This window comes from Pedobacter namyangjuensis (genome assembly GCF_003313325.1).
GTDB lineage: Bacteria > Bacteroidota > Bacteroidia > Sphingobacteriales > Sphingobacteriaceae > Pedobacter > Pedobacter namyangjuensis.
In genome coordinates, this window is sequence record NZ_QMHQ01000003.1 from 1 (window position 1) to 13,780 (window position 13,780).

At 34.5% G+C, this 13,780-nt stretch carries 15 protein-coding genes; 9 read left to right on the forward strand and 6 right to left on the reverse strand.

What is annotated here, in order from left to right:
- Positions 1-298: 298 nt before the first annotated feature.
- From DUT69_RS11865 to DUT69_RS11895, 7 genes are all read left to right on the forward strand, one after another.
- Positions 299-751, forward strand: a complete 453-nt coding sequence (locus tag DUT69_RS11865; protein ID WP_113653478.1) for a hypothetical protein — start codon at positions 299-301, stop codon at positions 749-751.
- An 81-nt stretch (positions 752-832) separates the two neighbouring features.
- Positions 833-1,687: a hypothetical protein gene (locus DUT69_RS11870; RefSeq protein WP_113653479.1), complete on the forward strand. Its 855-nt coding sequence runs from the start codon at positions 833-835 to the stop codon at positions 1,685-1,687.
- Positions 1,688-1,898: 211 nt separating this feature from the next.
- The gene (locus DUT69_RS11875) at positions 1,899-2,741 is read left to right on the forward strand and encodes a carboxylesterase family protein (RefSeq protein ID WP_113653480.1); all 843 of its coding nucleotides are present in this window, start codon (positions 1,899-1,901) and stop codon (positions 2,739-2,741) included.
- Between the two features lie 35 nt (positions 2,742-2,776).
- The gene (locus DUT69_RS11880; protein WP_113653481.1) at positions 2,777-3,244 is read left to right on the forward strand and encodes a hypothetical protein; all 468 of its coding nucleotides are present in this window, start codon (positions 2,777-2,779) and stop codon (positions 3,242-3,244) included.
- Between the two features lie 9 nt (positions 3,245-3,253).
- Positions 3,254-4,012, forward strand: a complete 759-nt coding sequence (bla, locus tag DUT69_RS11885) for a subclass B1 metallo-beta-lactamase (RefSeq protein WP_113653482.1) — start codon at positions 3,254-3,256, stop codon at positions 4,010-4,012.
- A gap of 62 nt (positions 4,013-4,074) precedes the next feature.
- Positions 4,075-4,806 (forward strand): DUF3667 domain-containing protein, encoded by a 732-nt coding sequence (locus DUT69_RS11890; RefSeq protein ID WP_113653483.1) that lies wholly within the window; start codon positions 4,075-4,077, stop codon positions 4,804-4,806.
- Between the two features lie 48 nt (positions 4,807-4,854).
- A complete protein-coding gene (locus DUT69_RS11895; RefSeq protein WP_113653484.1) occupies positions 4,855-5,448 on the forward strand; it encodes an HD domain-containing protein in 594 nt (197 codons plus the stop codon).
- A 215-nt stretch (positions 5,449-5,663) separates the two neighbouring features.
- On the opposite strand, the gene DUT69_RS11900 is transcribed toward DUT69_RS11895, so the two are convergent.
- From DUT69_RS11900 to DUT69_RS11910, 3 genes are all read right to left on the reverse strand, one after another.
- Positions 5,664-6,545 (reverse strand): Ppx/GppA phosphatase family protein, encoded by an 882-nt coding sequence (locus DUT69_RS11900; RefSeq protein WP_113653485.1) that lies wholly within the window; start codon positions 6,543-6,545, stop codon positions 5,664-5,666.
- 1 nt (position 6,546) lies between these two features.
- On the reverse strand, positions 6,547-8,604 hold the full coding sequence (ppk1, locus tag DUT69_RS11905; protein WP_113653486.1) for a polyphosphate kinase 1: 2,058 nt from the start codon (positions 8,602-8,604) through the stop codon (positions 6,547-6,549).
- A 98-nt stretch (positions 8,605-8,702) separates the two neighbouring features.
- The gene (locus DUT69_RS11910) at positions 8,703-9,335 is read right to left on the reverse strand and encodes a hypothetical protein (protein ID WP_113653487.1); all 633 of its coding nucleotides are present in this window, start codon (positions 9,333-9,335) and stop codon (positions 8,703-8,705) included.
- Positions 9,336-9,407: 72 nt separating this feature from the next.
- Between DUT69_RS11910 and DUT69_RS11915 the strand changes: the two genes are divergently transcribed.
- Both DUT69_RS11915 and DUT69_RS11920 read left to right on the forward strand, forming a co-directional pair.
- Complete coding sequence (locus DUT69_RS11915) at positions 9,408-9,899, forward strand: YajQ family cyclic di-GMP-binding protein (protein WP_113653488.1); 492 nt, start codon at positions 9,408-9,410, stop codon at positions 9,897-9,899.
- 50 nt (positions 9,900-9,949) lie between these two features.
- Positions 9,950-10,429: a GNAT family N-acetyltransferase gene (locus DUT69_RS11920; RefSeq protein ID WP_240186715.1), complete on the forward strand. Its 480-nt coding sequence runs from the start codon at positions 9,950-9,952 to the stop codon at positions 10,427-10,429.
- A gap of 21 nt (positions 10,430-10,450) precedes the next feature.
- Here the strand turns inward: DUT69_RS11920 and DUT69_RS11925 are convergent, their stop codons facing one another.
- From DUT69_RS11925 to DUT69_RS11935, 3 genes are all read right to left on the reverse strand, one after another.
- Positions 10,451-11,416, reverse strand: coding sequence for a glycoside hydrolase family 43 protein (locus tag DUT69_RS11925; protein ID WP_113653489.1), 966 nt, complete (start codon positions 11,414-11,416; stop codon positions 10,451-10,453).
- A gap of 81 nt (positions 11,417-11,497) precedes the next feature.
- Entirely contained in the window at positions 11,498-12,454 is a 957-nt protein-coding gene (gene rlmF, locus DUT69_RS11930) for a 23S rRNA (adenine(1618)-N(6))-methyltransferase RlmF (protein WP_113653490.1), read from the reverse strand.
- Positions 12,454-13,767, reverse strand: a complete 1,314-nt coding sequence (locus DUT69_RS11935; RefSeq protein WP_113653491.1) for a nicotinamide mononucleotide adenylyltransferase — start codon at positions 13,765-13,767, stop codon at positions 12,454-12,456. The genes rlmF and DUT69_RS11935 overlap by 1 nt, the downstream gene beginning before the upstream one ends.
- Positions 13,768-13,780 lie beyond the last annotated feature (13 nt).

Sequence of the window (13,780 nt, forward strand, 5' to 3'; positions counted from 1 at the left end):
TTGAAATATCAAAAGCAGAAAAGGAGAAATTTGCACATAAGTATGCAGACAACTTAAAAACGGAATTGACAGAAAAGAAAATCATACCATTTGAACAGAAATAAAAACTACTGCCAACAAGGTATTGCCAAAAGCGAGACTGAACGACTTCGATTGGGCATTTGTGCAAAGCTCAACATTAGTAATACTATTGAACTTTTGTGCTAAAAACCCCAGCCTTCTGCAAGCCCCCGGACGTTACATGCAATAAAGGGCGAAAACTGACATAGGCCATTAGCAAACCGCCAATATTCACACTATGACAAATTTTGAAAAAATAAATAGTTTTGGATCATTCTTCCTTACCAATATTCATGAACCCAGCGACAATTCTCTTTTTTTAGAAATTAAAAAATCCCTAACTTCTGAAATAAAGGAAGACGTAGTCATAGGAGATTCGACATTTAAAGACTTAAAAAGAGTTCTTGTAGACGACAATTCTGATTATTTTACAATTCTTTTCGAAAGCTATGTTTCATACCATATCGTAAATGAAAGTTTTTCAAATTTTAATGAGCGTGAAGGAGAATGTGTAAATGGATCGTTCTCTTTCTGTATATATAATAAGTCCACCTATTTAAATTTTATTTTAAAGGAGACTTTTGCAGATGCGATATTCCCAGGCGTTATGAAGCATTATTGTCTTTATTGCCAGAATCATGTGATACATGTAGTTTCAATAACGGAGCCTATTATTGAGATTGTCGACTGACTACCAATTTAACCTGGGAAAATCTACTATCCAAAAAAAACACTGTATAAAAGCGCTTTTACACCAAACCAAAAATAATCGATGAATATTTTAAAACTCAAGTATCAATTTATATTAGTATTTTTTTCATTGGTAATAACCAGTTGCTCATCGAAAATAGGTAACGGAAGAATAAAGAGCATACAATATTATACTGTAGATGGCATAGTGCGTTCGAATAAGGCCAAAGAAATTTTTAAAACAAAGGTTGGACTTCATAAAATGGAGAATTTCGATTTAAATGGCAATCTAACCAGGGAAAGTGAATTCGACACCGTTGGAAACGAAAAAAATGTAATTGAAAATAAATATGACCTAAAAAATAACCTTCTTGAGGTATTGTATTATGAAAGATTTGCAAATAAAGGGCTTTCTAAAACTCAATTAGCCAAAAATATTTATAATGGCAATTTGTTAGTTGAAACGTTATTATATTACGGAACGTTTGAAAGTTCCGGCTTTTGGTCAAAAACAACATTTAGTTATAATAACAAAAATCAGAAGATTAAAGTTGATTTTATTGGATATAACGATGATGTGGATAGAGAGACATTACTATTTACATGGAAAAATGATTTCAGTTATGTTGAGGATAGATTTGATAAAGAAGGAATATTATCGGAGAGACATTTTGTTCTTTTTGACAAAAAAGGACAGCAAATTGAACACAAAATAAACTTCGAAGTAAGTTCAAACGAAGATTACACCTATCAAGTATATTCTAAAAAAACCTATGATAGATATGGGAACATCTTAACTAAGAAAAGTAAATACGTAGGTAAGCCAGTAGAAAAATCAGTTTATACGTATTTGTATGTAGGAAAAAATTGGAATTATCGTCTTTGTAAGACTGATAACGATTACATTAGTGAATTTAGAAAAATAGAATATTATTAACCTGAATTTTATTAGTAATTTTAATCTCTGGCTGGTGTTATCACCTACCAGAAAAGTTAAACTCAATACAGTGAGTATTAAAATGGTTGTCGGTAATAACACCGATAATAGGCAAAATCTGCTTAAATATGTGGCCTCAGCACAAATATCATAAACAAAATTTCTTTTCCAAACTTCGGTTTCAATTCCTTTTCTAGCCATAAAACAAACCATGTTAAGCAAAAATTCGTCAAAAATACTACTAGCTTTACTACTGAACTTTGTTACTGTTTCTACCATCTTTGCACAAGTAAAAGAATATCGCGACACAAAAGTTGACAGCATTAGTTCTACCACAAACAGAAAATTACTAAACGATTTAGCTACTGACAGGTTTGAGAAGAGAACATACAAAACAGCTCATCATCAAATCCCCTACCGTATATTAAAACCCGAAAACAATCTTAAGGGAGTTAAATTCCCTTTGGTTATTACATTTCACAACTCCACCAGAATTGGCAACGATAACGAAAAGCAATTAGAACCTTTGGCTAGAATTTGGTTGCGAGATAGCATTTCGGCTAACTATCCCTGCTATGTATTGGCACCGCAGTTTAATAAGCGATCATCAAATTACGAGAACAACGCAGATGGCGTACAAATAGCAAAACCGTCGGATGATGTTTTTGCTATGTTAGAATTGATAGAAACCATTCAGAAAGAGTTCCCGAATATCGATAAGGATAGAATTTATTTAGTCGGTTATTCTATGGGTGCTTCGACTGCACAAAACCTAATGAGTATTAAGCCACAAAAGTTTGCAGCAATGTTTGCTATGGCGGGAGTACCCGATTTTTCAAATATTAAAAAACTTTCAGCTAAAAACATCTGGCTAATTCACGGCGAAAAGGACATTGAAAATCCATACATCGGGAGCGTTAATTTGTACAACAAGCTAACATCAAATAAAAAATTGATTTTTACTACGTTTAAAAACTTAGATCATAATAATATCACTATCCCATTTTTGCTAACAGCCGAAATTCCAAAATGGTTGTTTGCTCAACATAAGTAAAAGCCAATTTGTTAGGAGCATAAAAGAAATTTGAAATGAAAGAACTCGTGTTTGAAATAAACTCAAACGAAGAAATTTGGGAATTGATCGATAAAAATTTCAATCATATTTTCATCCATAAATTTATGCCCAACCAAGCTATAGAGTGGTGGTCTACCGATCTAAAAATGAAAAACAATGAAACATTCGAAAATTTATCGGTAAGAAATATGGAGTTTGACATTTCGACGGATTTAGCTGGACTACAGCAAATATTAACGTTAAACACTTACCAATTAAGAATTTATCAGTTTGATAAACCTATCCCTCACACGCTCTCTCTAGAACACCTACCCGAAAACAATCGCGAAAAAATTCTGCAACAAAATGGTTTAAAGCAATCGTACTTTTGTGATTTTGAATTTTTAACCATATCGAGCACAGAAGATAAATTTATTGAGGGGATTGAAAACAACCCTATTTTTAGAGACAGAATTGAACAACGAAAAAACAAAGCCAACTAAAACTACCCTATGAAAATTGTTGTGAAAAGCTTATTACTTCTATTAATTGTTGCGGGCAGTATTGGTTGTAATATTCCAAAAAAAGATACTTTTAAGCCAAAAGAAGTTTATAAATCTGAAAATTTAACGATAACCCAAATCAGTGAAAACGCCTACCAACATACCTCCTACCTACAAACCAATGATTTTGGAAAAGTACCGTGTAATGGATTAATCGTTAAAAACAATAAAGAAACGGCCATTTTCGACACGCCAACAAACGACACAAGTGCACTGGCACTAATAACTTGGGTAAAAAATGTGCTTCATTGCAAGATAATTGCAGTTATCCCTACGCATTTTCACGATGACTGTTTAGGTGGATTAAAGGCTTTCCATCAAAACAATATACCTTCTTACGCCTATTTTAAAACCATCGCCTTTGCTAAAGAAAACAACTTTGCTATTCCACAAAATAGTTTTTTAGATTCCTTATCATTAAAAGTTGGCAAAGAAAAAATTACGGCAAAATTCTTTGGCGAAGGGCATACTAAAGATAATGTAATTGGTTATTTTGCTAGCGACAACATTATGTTTGGCGGTTGTTTAATTAAAGAATTAGATGCCACGAAAGGATATTTAGGCGATGCAAATGTTGCAGCATGGTCTAACACCGTTGAGAAAGTTAAAAATGCCTACCCAAATGTAAAAATTATTATTCCCGGCCACGGAAATTACGGTGATAAAAAACTGCTCGATTATACTATTAACTTGTTCAAAAATAAATAAACCAGCTTAATCTAAGCGAATACATCATTATAGAAAACATTCTATATTTGCGAAAAAAAATAATGAATCATCACTGCCTTAATTGTAGTTACGAAACAAACGGAAACTATTGCAGCAATTGCGGACAAAAAACTTCAACACACAGATATTCGCTACAACACTTTTTCGCTCACGATTTTGTTCATGGCATTTTCCATTTGGATAGCGGTTTCTTGTACACCATAAAGGAGTTATTTACCAGACCTGGACATAGCGTTAGGGAGTTTATTCAAGGTAAACGAGCAAAGCACTTCAACTATTTTACCGCGGTAATCTTACTACTTACCATTACATATTTTGTATCTAAATGGGCAAAGGTAGAGCTAACTGAAGTTTTTACAAGTTCGGTAGGCCTTTCAAGGGTTGTTAAAGATTACGTTAAACTAACTACACTGATTGCAGTGCCAATTTATGCGCTTTTTAGCTACTTAATTTTTAAAAAAACTAAACAAAATTATACCGAAAATATTGTTATAAATATGTTTTTGCTCGTCGGCATGTTAGTTTTCCGATTAACCTTACATATTGTTATCGCTCTTACCTCCAATATTGAAGCGATTAATATAATAAATCTTGCATTAGGTATTATCACCTACATTTATATCTCCATATTTTGTTATCAATACTTTTCTGCATTTGAATATTCGAAAGGAGTTTTAATACGTAAGGTTTTATTATTCTCTTTACTTATTTTATCAATTAAACAAGGTATTAATCTACTGATAAATGAGATAGGTATACAATATTTTCATTAGCGAAGTAACTAGATTAAACAAATTAAGTTTCATTAACTGAGTTAAAACATGATGAATGAAGATTTACAGAAACAAATTGATTTTATAAAGGAAATTGATAAGCTAAAATACATTCAACGTAAAACGAAGTTATTCAACAGCGATAGACATGAAAATGATGCCGAGCATAGTTGGCATTTGGCCATGATGACTATCGTGCTGTCTAATCATTCTAATAAACCAATAGACGTACTTAAAGTATTAAAAATGGTTTTAATACACGACATAGTAGAGATTGATGCAGGCGATACTTTTATTTATGACGCTGTAAAAAATCATAGCAACACAGATGAAGAACTGATTGCCGCTAAAAGAATTTTTGGACTTTTGCCTCAGGAACAAGCAGAAGAATTTATTTCGATTTGGGAAGAGTTTGAACAAGGGGAAACGAACGAAGCTAAGTTTGCAAAATCAATGGATCGTTTAGAACCACTTTTGCAAAACACGTCTAACAACGGAGGTACTTGGAAAGAGTTTAACGTGCCTTATCAAAAAGTTTACGAAAAGAAAAAAGCCATTAATGAAGGTTCAGCAACTATTTGGAATTATGCCGAGAAGCTTATTAATGAAAGTGTAGAAAAAGGAATTCTTTCTAAAGAGTAAATATTAGTTTTCAAACTATTGTCATTCACAGCGTATTTTTTGATTAATAACTTGTACCGATTTTATGTCGGTAGCAAAAGCGAAGAATCTACTTTGAAAACCCTTCAAGCAGATTCTTCCAAAGTAGGAATGAAAATCTTCGCACTATAATTTTGTCAGTCTGAACGTAATCGAATACTGAACTATGCTCAACGTAAAACATTTTAAACAAAAATTTATGGTGTGTTCTCTTCAATCAATAAGTTGATAATTCCATCAACCATGCCAACTTTAGGCACGTAAATTTGCTTAATTCCTGTCCATTTCATTAATGTTAGGTAAATCTCGCAAGCTGGAATAATCACATCTGCCCTATCCTGATTTAATTTTAGCAAGGTGATCCTTTCTTTTAAAGAATAAGAATTTAGCTCGTTGTATAAAGTTTTTAAGGCCATAAAATTCAATGGCATATTATCCTTTTCGCCAGACATGCGGAACAGTTTGTTAATGTTACCACCGGTTCCAATTCCAGCTAAGTTTTTTAAATCTTTTGTGTGCGCCTTTACCCAATCACGCATTTCATCCCAAGTCTCATCTTTATCCTGGTTATCCAAAATTCTAATCGTACCAATATTAAACGATTTTGAAGCCAATGGTTGCTTATTAACAAATACAGAAAGTTCTGTGCTACCTCCGCCTACGTCTATATACAAGTAACTCTTTTTAGCATCTAAATTTTCTTCAATGTGGTTGGAGTAGATAATATTCGCTTCACGCTGACCTTCTATAATCTCTAAATCGATATCAGCTACTTTTTTAATTTTTTTGATAATTTCCTTACCATTTTTCGCTTCACGCATGGCAGATGTAGCACACGCCAAGTACTTCGTTACATTGTAAACATCCATCAAATTTTTAAAAGCCGCCATCGTTTTTACTAAATCCTCAATCTTTTTTGGCGAAATTTGTTGTTCCAAAAATGCATCGTCGCCCAAGCGCAATGGCACCCTAATCAAGGTTGTTTTCTTGTAAGGATTTCCCTTGTCGTGAGGGGTAATATCGGCAATAAGTAATCTAACAGCATTTGAGCCAATGTCTATGGCAGCGTATCTTAACATATTATTGATGTTTGTTTTTTAGGTAGTTATAGGTCTGCACTTGGGCTCTAACTTTTCTATTCAACCTATTTTTATGGTATTTGTTATTATTTAATCTATTTATATCCCTGGCCTTTACATTATCCTGTAATTGGAAATCGATAATATCTCTAATCTCTTGTTTAACTTCCTCATCCAAAATCGGGAAACCAACTTCTACCCTATGCTCAAAGTTTCTGCTCATTAAATCTGCAGATGAAAGGTACATTTCCTCTCCTCCGGCATTGCCAAAAATGAAAACCCTAGCGTGCTCTAAAAACTTATCTACAATACTAATTACGGTTATATTCTCGCTAAAGCCAGCTACTCCTGGAACTAGACAGCAAATACCACGCACTATTAAACGAATTTTCACACCTGCATTGCTCGCCTCGTAAAGCTTTTGCACAATACCTTCATCGGCCAAGCTGTTAACCTTTAAGATCATGTAGGCAGGTTTGCCCGCTTTAGCCAGTTTAATCTCCCGGTTTATTAAATCGTAAATTTTGTTTCTAGAATCTAATGGAGAAACAATAAGGTGCTTAAAATCCTTAGCTACGGTTTTGTTGTTTAGCGCTTTAAAAAGTTTTACCAAATCTCTTGTAATCTCTTTTTTAGCGGTAAAAATACTATGATCGCAATAAATACGGGCAGTTTTTTCGTTAAAGTTACCCGTTGCTAGGTTAGCATAATAAACAGCTCTACCTCTTTCCATCCGTTTTACTAAACAAATTTTAGAGTGTACTTTATAACCATTTAGGCCATAATTAACATTTACACCCTCTTCCATTAGCCTATTGGTCCAATGGATATTGGCCTCTTCATCAAACCTAGCCTTTAACTCTACTATGCAATTAACTTTTTTACCATTTTTAACGGCATTAATCAAAGCGTTTATAACTTTCGAATTTTCAGCTAAGCGATAAAGTGTAATATTTATCTCAGTAACTTTTGGATCAATAGCTGCTTCCCTTAAAAAAAGGATAATATAATCGTAAGATTGATAAGGAAGATTAACCAAATAATCTTTTTCCGCAACACGACTAAAAATACTTTCTCGGCGATGTAAACCTTGTACTTTTATAGGCACGGCCGGCGGATATTCTAACTCCTTACTACCCACGTTCGGAAAAGCTATAAAATCTCCGAAACGATGGTAACGATTTCCGGGAATCAGGCCTTCGGCTTCGATTTTTAATTTAGATACCAATACGCTTAGCATATCAAAAGGCATTTGCGTATCATAAAGCAAACGCATAGGCTTACCTTTCTTGCGTTTATCCAAACTTGCTTTTAACTCTTCGATAAATTTATCGCTAACGTTTTTATCAATATCAAGCTCCGCATCTCTAGTAACCTGAATAGAAAAAGCTTCGATACTGTCGTAGTTAAAAACGTAGAAAATATCTTCTAAACAGTACTTAATAATGTCTTCGGCCAAAATAATAAACTTTAGACCGTTAGTTTCTGGTAAAACCAAAAATCGTGGTAAGCTATATGGCAGCTCTACAAGTGCATATTTTTCATTCTTTCTAGATCCTTTTTTTATCAGACGAACAAAAAAGTAAAGTCTTCTGTCCTTAAGTTCGGGAAATGGTTTGGCAGGGTCTATCATTATCGGCACCAAATTAGAAAGGATTTTGTCTCTAAAATGGTTACGTACAAATTCTCCACGAGCAACGTTAAGTTGCGTATCGTTTAAAATAAATATTTTGTTTTGCGCTAATTCACTAATTAAGATATCCTGAAAAAGCGTTTCGAACCTACGCTCGTGCTTAACAACAATGTTTTTTATTTCATTTAGCACCTTTTTAGGGTTAAATCCCAACAGTGCCTTGGCCTTATCGTTAAGGTTTGCCAATCGGCTTAATGTTGCTACCCTAACGCGATAAAATTCTTCCAAATTTGAAGAGAATATAGACAAAAACTTAATACGTTCTATCAGGGGCACCGTTTCATCGGCTGCCTCCTGCAGTACACGTTCATTAAAATATAGCCAGCTTAGTTCTCTATTTAAAAACGGAATTTTCTTCTTGGACATGTATAAAAATAAAAAAAATCCCCTATAAGAGGATTTTCAAATGTGCTAATTTTAGTGTTAAGTTATTGTTAATTAATAACTAAGTTGATAACACCAATTTATTTTTTAGTGGTAGTATCTGGCTTTGTGGCGGTAGCGCTAGTTTTCTTAGCCGGCTTACTTGCTGTTGCCTTAACTGCTGTCTTTCTAACAGTTGTAGTGGCCGACTGTTTGGCAGCGATGACTGGTTTTGTAGCAACTGCTTTGGTCGTTGGCGCCTTTTTCGTTACTGCTCTTTTAACTGCTGGCACAGCCTTTTTTGCCGCACTTGTTGTTTTTTCTGCCACAGCAATAGCCGGTTTTGCAGCAGTAACGGAAGCAACTTTTACACTAGTTGCAACTGGCTTGGCAGACTTAACAGCCTTTTTAACCACTTTAGTAACCGATTTACCTACTTTTTTGGTAAGTTTAGATGCGTCCTTTTTAGCCAATTTAACTTTTTTCACCGGCTTTTTGGTAGTCAAAACATCATCAATTTTATTTTCTACGGTTTCTTTTACTTCCTTAAAAGTCTTAGATAGCTTTTTAGCAGCTACCTTACTTAGTTTAGCAATATCACCAGCAATTAACTCGGCATTGTGCCCTAAGCCTTTAACCGTTTCCAAGAACCTATCTGTTAAACTTTGCTCTAACTGCTTTTTAACTGCCTTTTTTGTATTTTTTTTCTGTGACTTACTTTTATTGGTTTTCATATATTTTTTAGCGTTTTTTGTAAGGTTAATATTTTATTAAATCTATCAAATTTTTCAACTAAACTCAAATCCATGCCTTCTTTCGATATTGTAAGCAAAATAGATGCTCAAACATTAGATAATGCCATTAACAATGCCAAAAAAGAGATTTTAAATCGTTATGACTTTAACGGCTCTAAAAGCACAATTGATTTAGATAAAAAAACAAATTCGCTTACAATTGTTACCGAAGACGACATGCGTTTGAAAGCTATTGTAGATTCAATTATCTCTCGCATGATGAAACAAAATCTAGACCCAAAAAGTTTGGATTTCGGTAAAGAACATGCTGCTTCTGGCAATATGATCAGAAAAGAAATCAACGTTAAGGAAGGAATAGACAAAGAAACGGCGAAAAAAATAGTAGCGAAAATCAAGGATAGCAAACTAAAAGTTCAAGCTTCTATGATGGATGATCAAGTTCGCGTACAAAGCAAAAACATAGACGATTTACAAAAGGTGATTTCGGTGTGCAGAGGCGAAGATTTTGGTCAGCCCTTACAATTTATTAATATGAGAAACTAAATAGTTCATCTGAAAATAAGTTCATTTGTTTGCTAAACCCAAATGAACAAATGATACTAGTGAACCAATTACCTAATATGGAAATTAACGACAATGGATTTATTTTCTCAGACGATCGCAACCTTGTCGATGTGAATGCCGTCCATCACTATTTAAGTACGCAATCTTATTGGGCACAAAACATCCCGATTGAAACTGTAAAAAAATCTATTGAAAATTCTTTGTGTTTTGGCATTTATAAAGACGGTAGCCAAGTGGGATTTGCCCGTTGGATAACTGATCGAGCTACATTTGCATATTTATGCGATGTGTATGTAGTAGAACATTTCAGAGGATTAGGATTATCAAAAAAGTTAATGTCGCTAATGTTATTTCACCCAGATTTGCAGGGTTTAAGAACCTATTCTCTGGCCACTTTAGATGCGCATAGCTTATATGCGCAATTTGGCTTCAAATCTGTATCTGCTCCAGAAAAACTAATGGAAATACGAGTGAACGATATTTATAAAAACGAAAAAGGGAAAATTTAAACCATTTTCCCTTTTTCGTTTTTAAAGCTTGCTTTTCTTAACCCCTTCTTTAGTAATCTTAACAGGATTAATCAATCCGTTTTTATCGAAAGTCATTAAATCTATACAAGTAACGCGATGATTGCCATCTTTTTCTGTAATTGGCCTACGGTGATAAACAATATACCACTCGTCTTTTTTGGCGTTGTGTATAACAGAATGATGACCAGCACCCTTCGCAATTTCAGGATCTTGGGTTAATATTCTTCCTACTCTTTTAAATGGCCCCATTGGAGAATCGGCAACTGCGTAGGCCACAAAATAATCTGGTCCGGTCCAACCCCCTTCAGACCACATAAAATAATATTTGCCGTCTTTCATAAACATAAAAGGTCCTTCGGTATAACCTTCTGGTGTAATTTCTTTAAAAGTAGAGCCATCAGCAAAAGTTTCGAATCCAGTAAAGTCTTTGTTTAACTTGGCAATATTGCAATGAGACCAGCCACCATAAATTAAATAATACTGACCGTCTTTATCTTTAAAAACAAACTGATCTATCGGCTGTGCCTTATTATGAAACTTATCGATTAAAGGTTTTCCTAACAAATCCTTAAAAGGGCCTTCTGGTTTATCTGCAACCGCAACACCAATACCGCCTATCTCTTTATCGCTCTGAATATCATTTGCACCAAAAAACAAATAGTATTTACCATCTTTCTCAGTTATTGATGGTGCCCACATTGCTTTGTTTGCCCATTTAATAGATGCGGTATCTATAATTCTCGGATGCTTTTTCCAAGTTATTAAATCTTTCGACGAAAATGCATCCATAAAAACCTGCTCTTTGTATTTGGCAGAATAAGTTGGATATACCCAATAGGTTTTACCAAAAACTATAGCTTCTGGATCAGCATACCAACCCGGAAAAATAGGATTTCCAGAAGTTTGGGCCTGAGACAAAAACGGAGATAACAGACAAGCTAAAATAACTAAACGAAATATTTTCATACAATTCAAAAATTTGATATTGCAAGATAATAAATTTAGTTAAAACTACTAAAACGTTTTAATAGAATTTGAGATAAGATTTTACCAATTGCCTATCCATTCACTTTGCTCGGCTGGGGTTAAAAATGTCCACGCCACAATGCGACTAATTTTATTTCCCGTAGTCATTTCTGCAGTTCTAACTTCGGCAACATCTGCCCTTTTTAACATGGCGTAAATCCCATTTAGGTTTTCACTTTTCGAAATCAAGCTACTAAACCAAAAACACTGCTTTTTGTACAATTTACTCTCATCAACTGTTCTTGTTATAAAGCCAACTTCGCCACCGTTTGTCCATAGCTCGTTATGCTTACCGCCAAAATTCAGTACAGGTTTATCGTAATTTTTGTTACCTAAATTTCTGTTTTTTCTTTGTGAGCCCGCCATAGCCTCTTCGGCCGACGAATGGAAAGGCGGATTGCAGATGGTTAAATCAAAACGCTCCTGTTTATGAATAATATCTTTAAAAATTGAAGATTTGTTATTTTGCAATCTTGCCTCAACTTTGTTTACTAAAACGGCGTTAGCATTAACAATTTTGTTAGCGTTTTTAACCGCAGTTGGGTCGATATCGCTTCCTACAAATTGCCAGCCATATTCATTTACACCAATTATCGGATAAACACAATTTGCACCTACACCAATATCCAATACTTTAACTTTTCGTCCGGTCGGAATATTTTGGTTGTTAACCGAGGCCAACAAATCTGCTGCATAATGTATGTAATCTGCCCTACCAGGAATCGGCGGACAAAGATAACCTTCAGGAATATCCCAATTTTCTATTTGATAGAAATGTTTCAGCAGAGCTTGATTTAAAGCTTTTACCGCATCTGGATTGGAGAATTCTACTGTTTCGTTGCCATATTTATTTGTAACTACAAATTCTCTCAATGGCTTATGCGAAGCTATTAAAGACGGAAAATCATATCTATATCTATGCTTGTTTCTAACATGCAAGGTATTTTTTTCTTCCGATGGATTTGGCTTCCTATCCATTAAGCTGTTTTTACATCTTCTTCACTGTAATCTTTAATATCGGTAACGTATCCGTTTAATAAAAGAAAATCGAATAATGGTTTAGCATCTGGTGTAACCGGCATATTTGCAGTAGTAATTACAGTGTTGGTTTTCTTATCCAAAAAAGGATAAGCAAACACTTTAACATTCTGGCTAAAAGTATCACTTACGTAAGAAAGCAATTGACTTGAATAGTTTTCGCCGAAATTTTTAGAATTGAACACAAATTTTAGGTTATTTATATTGGTAGAAATACCAACGCTTTTAGGCTTGCACCTGCCCAAATATTGCGCTAAGCGGTTATGGCGTGTAAAGTTCGACACAATTACTAAGTTGCCGGTTTTGCACATTTCTTCTGCTCTTAAAGCAACAGCTTCTAAATCAATATCGTCTGGTGTTTCATTATCGTCTGTTAACACATTAGTTAGCAAAACTTCAATCATCACCCTCAAATTTCCTTCTTCTACATTGTTTGTTCGCGTAAATTGCTCGGTTGCTTTGTTAAAAAGGTTAAAGTTTGGATTTGACTTCTGTCCGTATTTGGTACGTAAAATCATAATATCCTTTTTATATAACAGATCCTTCGCTTGGCGGGGATGGCCATCTTCATCAAAAATCGCAGCGGTAGAGAAATCTTTCATTATCAGATAAAGGTTTAGCAACGTATTGTTTACATCTTTAAAAGCTGGACCTTTTACCGAAATCAAATCTATTTCAACCGAACCTACCGTTAAATTATCAGCTAAGGATTCAATCATCACTTGCGGTTCGTCATGATGATAAAATGCAGCATATACTAAGTTTACACCAATAATTCCGAGCACACGTTGTTGCATGTTTACATCGGTATCAAGTAACCTAATATGAAAAAATATCTCGTTTGGCAAACCACCAGCTTCGCTCTGAAAACGAATACCAACCCAACCGTGTGGCTCGTTTGTACGCTTGTAATTTAGAGTTGTTACTGTATCCGCAAAAGCGAAAAATGTACGATTATCATACTTTTCGCCCAATAATCGCTCGTTAAGCAAACCAAATTCATGATCCAACATGCGCAACAACCTATTCTGGCTTACATATCTGCCAGATGCCTCGGCACCGTAAATGGCATCACTAAAAGTCATATCATAAGCCGACATGGTTTTTGCAACCGTACCAGAAGCAGCACCAGCAGTAAAAAAATTACGGGCTACTTCTTGTCCTGCACCAATTTCCGCAAAAGTTCCGTATATTTTTTCGTTTAGGTTTATCTTTAAGGCTTTGCGCTTCGTATCAAGAATTTCTCTTTCCATACGGCAAAAATAC